General features: G+C 69.9%; 7 protein-coding genes and 1 pseudogene. 4 read left to right on the top strand and 4 right to left on the bottom strand.

The features are described from left to right. The coding region (gene groEL, locus BGN97_RS10915; RefSeq protein WP_292701216.1) for a chaperonin GroEL at positions 1-1009 on the top strand (1009 nt) is incomplete at its 5' end. Between the two features lie 62 nt (positions 1010-1071). Here the strand turns inward: groEL and BGN97_RS10910 are convergent. The 4 genes from BGN97_RS10910 to BGN97_RS10895 form a co-directional block, all read right to left on the bottom strand. Next, entirely contained in the window at positions 1072-1359 is a 288-nt protein-coding gene (locus tag BGN97_RS10910; RefSeq protein WP_285636523.1) for a WXG100 family type VII secretion target, read from the bottom strand. Between the two features lie 115 nt (positions 1360-1474). Next, the gene (locus tag BGN97_RS10905) at positions 1475-3190 is read right to left on the bottom strand and encodes a HAMP domain-containing sensor histidine kinase (RefSeq protein WP_292701213.1); all 1716 of its coding nucleotides are present in this window, start codon (positions 3188-3190) and stop codon (positions 1475-1477) included. A gap of 22 nt (positions 3191-3212) precedes the next feature. Beyond that, positions 3213-3908 carry a response regulator transcription factor gene (locus BGN97_RS10900; RefSeq protein ID WP_285636518.1) on the bottom strand — a complete coding sequence of 232 codons (696 nt, stop codon included), beginning with the start codon at positions 3906-3908 and terminating at the stop codon, positions 3213-3215. A gap of 58 nt (positions 3909-3966) precedes the next feature. Next, positions 3967-4344, bottom strand: coding sequence for a hypothetical protein (locus tag BGN97_RS10895; RefSeq protein ID WP_292701209.1), 378 nt, complete (start codon positions 4342-4344; stop codon positions 3967-3969). Positions 4345-4396: 52 nt separating this feature from the next. Here BGN97_RS10895 and BGN97_RS18495 point away from each other — a divergent pair, with 52 nt between their 5' ends. The 3 genes and pseudogenes from BGN97_RS18495 to BGN97_RS10885 all read left to right on the top strand — a co-directional run. Beyond that, a complete protein-coding gene (locus tag BGN97_RS18495; protein ID WP_363331427.1) occupies positions 4397-4636 on the top strand; it encodes an alpha/beta fold hydrolase in 240 nt (79 codons plus the stop codon). A gap of 13 nt (positions 4637-4649) precedes the next feature. Beyond that, positions 4650-4940: an alpha/beta hydrolase gene (locus tag BGN97_RS10890; RefSeq protein ID WP_292701206.1), complete on the top strand. Its 291-nt coding sequence runs from the start codon at positions 4650-4652 to the stop codon at positions 4938-4940. A 177-nt stretch (positions 4941-5117) separates the two neighbouring features. After that, positions 5118-5592 (top strand): annotated as a pseudogene (locus tag BGN97_RS10885) (hypothetical protein); the annotation flags it as partial.

Genomic DNA, 5592 nt, shown 5'->3' with positions numbered 1-5592 from the left:
CACGGACCCCGAGCGCCAGGAGGCCGTCTTCGAGGACCCGTACATCCTCATCGCCAACCAGAAGATCGGCAACATCAAGGACCTGCTGCCGGTCGTCGACAAGGTGATCCAGGACGGCAAGGAGCTCGTCATCATCGCCGAGGACGTCGAGGGCGAGGCCCTCGCGACGCTGGTGCTGAACAAGATCCGCGGCATCTTCAAGTCCGTCGCCGTCAAGGCTCCGGGCTTCGGCGACCGCCGCAAGGCCCAGCTGCAGGACATCGCGATCCTGACCGGCGGCCAGGTCATCACCGAGGAGGTCGGTCTCAAGCTCGAGAACACCACCCTCGACCTGCTCGGCCGTGCCCGCAAGGTCATCGTCACCAAGGACGAGACCACGATCGTCGAGGGTGCCGGTGAGCAGTCCGCGATCGAGGGCCGCGTGACCCAGATCCGTCGCGAGATCGAGAACACCGACAGCGACTACGACCGCGAGAAGCTGCAGGAGCGCCTCGCCAAGCTCGCCGGCGGCGTGGCCGTCATCAAGGCGGGCGCGGCCACCGAGGTCGAGCTCAAGGAGCGCAAGCACCGCATCGAGGACGCCGTCCGCAACGCGAAGGCAGCCGTCGAGGAGGGCATCGTCCCCGGTGGTGGCGTCGCGCTGCTGCAGTCGGCCAAGGTGCTCGACACCCTCACCCTCGAGGGCGACGAGGCCACTGGCGCGAACATCGTCCGCGTCGCCATCGAGGCGCCGCTGAAGCAGATCGCCATCAACGCGGGTCTCGAGGCCGGCGTCGTCGCGCACAAGGTCTCCGAGCTCCCCGCGGGCCAGGGCCTGAACGCCGCGACCGGCGAGTACGGCGACATGTTCGCACAGGGCATCATCGACCCGGCCAAGGTCACCCGCTCGGCGCTGCAGAACGCGGCCTCGATCGCCGGCCTGTTCCTCACCACGGAGGCCGTCGTCGCGGACAAGCCCGAGAAGGCTCCGGCCATGCCGGCCGACCCGTCGGGCGGCATGGACTTCTGAGTCCGGCCTGATCGACAGACAGAACGCCCCCTGCTCCGGCAGGGGGCGTTCTGCGCATCCGATCAGCGGAACAGGCTCGCGGAGTACTGATCGGCATCCGCGTACTGACTCGCGGCCGATCCGAGCGCGGTGCCGATGGAGGCCAGCACCTGCTCGACGTGCAGCTGCGCGCCGCGCCACTGCTCGCTGCACTGCTGGAACGCCAGCGACGCGGAGCCGGTCCAGGATGACTGCAGCTGCGTGAGCTGCGCCATGAGGGCGGCCGATTCGCTCTGCAGACGCTCCATGGTGGCGCGGGCGGCGCCGTTGGCGGCATGGACCGCATCGGTGTCGACAGTGAAGACGGACATGGGGTTCTCCTCTCGATGGGCTTCCGAGACTAGGAGCGCGGAGGGGAGCGGATGCCCTGGATCCCGGCATCCGTGCACAACCCGCGGGGAGCGGGAGATGTGCAGGAGAAGTCGCTCAGAGGTCGAGGCGGTCCAACGGCTGGGTCTCCTCGAGCAGATGCGCGGGAGTCGCCTGTGCCGGCGCGAGCGGAAGCGACACGATGAAGGTGGCGCCGCCTCCCGGCGTCTCCTCCACATGCACCGAGCCGTGCAGCGACTCCAGGATCGAGGCGACGATCGCCAGGCCCAGGCCCGCCCCGCCGGTCTCCCGGGCGCGGGACGTGTCGGCGCGCCAGAAGCGCTCGAAGATGTGCTCGCGGATCTGCGGGGGTATGCCCTCGCCGTGATCCACGATCGCGATCGTGCCGACGCCGCGGCGGCGGTCGGCGCCGACGACGAGCTCGATGGGGCTCTCGGCGGGGGAGAAGCGGCGCGCGTTGCCGAGCAGGTTCGTCACGACCTGACGCACCTTGTTCTCCTCGCCGAGCACGATCGGGGGCGTGCGGACCGGGGCATCCGTCGCCTCGGTGAAGTCGATCGACGGCACGACCGGTGCCGGCCTTCCGCGGCGGCGCAGGCGACCCAGCGCACCCGCGGCGCGACCGGTCGGTGCCGGAGAGGCCACGGGGGGAGCAGCGGGGGCGGCCGGATGCAGGCGCGGGGGCTCCTGATCCTCGGCGGTCTTGTCGATCACGGTGATCGTGCGCCCCGGCGAGGCGACGCGCAGGTCCAGGGCGGCATCCCGCGCCACCGGGCGCAGGTCGATGGGGACGATCTCGAGCTGCTTCTCGCGATCCTCGTCCAGGCGGGCGAGGGCCAGGAGGTCCTCGACGAGCACGCCCATCCGGATCGCCTCCTTCTCGATGCGCTCCATGGCGCGTGCGGTGTCCTCGTCGCCGCTGATCGCCCCCATCCGGTACAGCTCGGCGTATCCGCGCACGCTCACCAGCGGGGTGCGCAGCTCATGGCTGGCGTCGCCGATGAAGCGCCGCATGTTCTGCACCGTGCGGTCTCGCTGGGCGAGCGAGTGGTCGACGCGGTCGAGCATGGTGTTGATGGCGGAGTTGAGGCGTCCGACCTCGGTGGTCGGCTCCAGGTCCGTCAGCCGCTGGCTGAAGTCGCCGGCGGCGATGGCCATGGCGGTGGACTCCACGTGGCCGAGTCTGCGGAAGGTGAGCGTGACGAGACCGCGGATCAGCAGCGCCGCGAGCAGGATCGTCACCAGCGCGACGGTCGTGTACACCGCGAAGTAGGTGCCGACGATCTTGTCAGCCTCCTCCAGGGGCAGCGCGACCATCTGCACGTAGGTGACGCCGGCGATCTTCTGCAGGGACTGGGTGGCGGCTGCCGCCGAATACGTCTGGCCGCTCGGAGTCGTGAGCGTGACCGTGGTGTCGCCCATGGCCTGCGCGGACTGCAGGCTGAGCTTCGCGGGGAACTGCGGACGATGCTCCGGGGTGCTCTGCCCGCCGGCGGTCGCGATCGGATCGCCCGCGGTCGTGTAGAACGCGACCACGAAGTCCGTCGCGCGCGGCGCGTCGTCCTTCTGGTCGAAGACCAGCTTCCCGTCGGGGATCGACACGTCGAAGAAGCGCTCAGCCTGCCCCGTCGACGTCAGCGAGGGCAGCTGCTGGTTGATGTTGTTGATCATCGCACCGCGCAGGATCGGCACGGTGCCGATCCCCGCGACGACGAGTCCGAGCGCGAGGACCGCGACGGTCACCCCCGTGACCTTGGCGCGCAGGCTGATCCGCCGCCACCACCGGGTGACGGAGTCCGCGCCTTGTGCCATGGGAGTGCTCTGAAGCCCGCGCTCAGGCGGTCTTGCCGACCTTGAGCATGTAGCCGAAGCCCCGCTTGGTCTGGATGACCGACTCCTCGGTGTGCGGGTCGATCTTGCGGCGCAGGTACGAGATGTAGCTCTCCACGATGCCCGCGTCGCCGTTGAAGTCGTACTCCCACACATGGTCCAGGATCTGCGCCTTGGAGAGCACCCGGTTGGGGTTGAGCATGAGGTACTTGAGCAGCTTGAACTCGGTGGGGCTCAGCTCGATCGGCACCTTGCCCACGAAGACGTCGTGTGTGTCCTGGTCCATCGACAGCTCGCCGGCGCGGATCAGCGATTCCTCGTCGCCGTTCTGCATCGTGCGGCGCAGGATGGCCTGGGCGCGCGCGACGATCTCGTCCAGGGCGAAGGGCTTGGTGACGTAGTCGTCGCCGCCGGCGTTCAGGCCCTCGATCTTGTCCTGGGTGTCGTCCTTGGCGGTGAGGAACAGGATCGGGGCGGTGAAGCCCGCCCCGCGCAGTCGCTTGGTCACGCTGAAGCCGTTCATGTCCGGCAGCATGACGTCGAGGATGATGAGGTCCGGCTCCTCCTCGAGGACGGCGGAGATGGTCGCCGCGCCGTTGGCGACGGTCTTCACCTTGAACCCGGCGAAGCTGAGACCCCGGGAGAGCAGGTCGCGGATGTTCGGTTCGTCGTCGACGACCAGGATGCGCGCATCAGTCATGACCCCATTATGGTGACTCCGCCCCTGCGTGGGCTGATTGCCTTCGGAGGTGCGGCGGTCAGTGCTGCAGAGCGGCGTCGATCGCGCGGGTGACGACGTCGTCGATCGGGGCGTCCGGGTCGACGGTGAGGCGGTGCAGCAGCAGCCCGTCGCCTGCGGCCATGAGGAAGGTCGTGTTGCGTGCGGCCGCGTCGCCGCCGAGACGGGCCAGGATGCTGCGCACCCACGCCTCCATGCCCGTCCGCTGCTCGCGCAGCGGCCGCAGGGCGTCGTCGTCCGCTTCGAGGAAGAGCGCGTATCTTGCGCGGGTGCGTGCGGCCAGCGGGCCGGACCGCACCTCGATCATCCGGGTGAGCGCACCGACGAACTCGTCGCGCGTGGTGATCTCGGGCGCCCCGGCGTCGCCCAGCTCACGCCGGGCGATCCACTCCGCCACGCCCGCCACCAGCGCCGCGCGGGTGCGGAAATGATTCGAGGGCGACCCCGTCCTGCTTCTGCACGGCTTCCCCGAGCACTGGTGGCAATGGCGGATCATCGCACCGCGGATCGCGGCTCACGGCTATCGGGTGATCTGCCCCGACCTGCGCGGATCCGCATGGACCGAGGCCGACGCCTCCGGCATGCACCGAACGATCCAGAGGGACGACGTGCTGGCGATCCTCGACGCGCTGGGCATCGGGCGCGTGCCCGCTGTCGGCGGACGTACTGGACGGCTATCTCGCGCCTGAGCGGCGACCCGGGGTGCTGCAGAACGTGCGCGCGCTGTACCGGGGCATGGTCATCCCCGAGGTCGTCAGGCTGGTGCGCGGGGATTACAAGCGGATGCGGCTGCAGCCGCCGACGCTGTTCGTCTTCGGGCGTGATGATCGCCCCTTCAGTGAGGCGAACGTGCGGCGGATCAGCCGCCATCACGACCGCTGCGCGGAGCGGTTCGAGCTCGCGTTCGTCGACGACTCGGCGCACTTCATCACCGATGACGCGCCGTATGCCGTCGTCGATCTGGCGCTGGAGTGGTTCGCGCACGAGGGCTGAACGGCGCGGGGCGGTGCGAGGACTGCTCCGATCCGCGAGGATCGTAGGGTGCCGTCCGACATCGATCCCCGCTCCGGTCACGCATCGCCCGCGGCGTACCCACCGCCACCGCCGCCCGCTCCGAGGCCGCCCGCTGGAGCCCCGCCCGCTCCGGTGACGGCGGGAGCAGGAGCAGGAGTGGGAGCAGGAGCGGGGGAGGAGCTCGCCTTCCACCGGCTGGATCGTGCGCGGTCCCGGCCGCCGCGCTGGTGGCGGCCGCTGCTGGTGGCGCTCGTGGCCGTGGGGCTGTACCTCGTCATGATGGTCGCGATCATGGTTCCCCTGGTCGTCATCGCGATGCAGGTCCCCGCGTTCGCGAGCACGTTCGACGCGCTCGCCCGTGGTGAGGTTCCCGGGTTCGACGTCGCCGATCCCACTGGATTCCTGCTCCTGGTCGTCCCGCTGATCCTGATGATCCCCGCCCTCCTGGCTGCCTCCCGGATGATCGGCGGGCGGGGCGTCGGACTGCTGCTGTCGGTGACGGGTCGTCTCCGGTGGGGGTGGCTCGGACGCAGCCTGCTCGTCGCGCTCGCCGTGTACGCCGTGCAGACGATCGCGTCGCTGGCGCTCGCCGCGGCCACGGGCGAATCCATCGCGGTGGACGCCTCGCAGC

The sequence above is a fragment of the Microbacterium sp. 69-10 genome (assembly GCF_001897945.1).
Classification (GTDB): domain Bacteria; phylum Actinomycetota; class Actinomycetes; order Actinomycetales; family Microbacteriaceae; genus Microbacterium.
The sequence above is the reverse complement of the archived record's forward strand: the minus strand, read 5'-3'. Positions and strand labels throughout refer to the sequence as shown.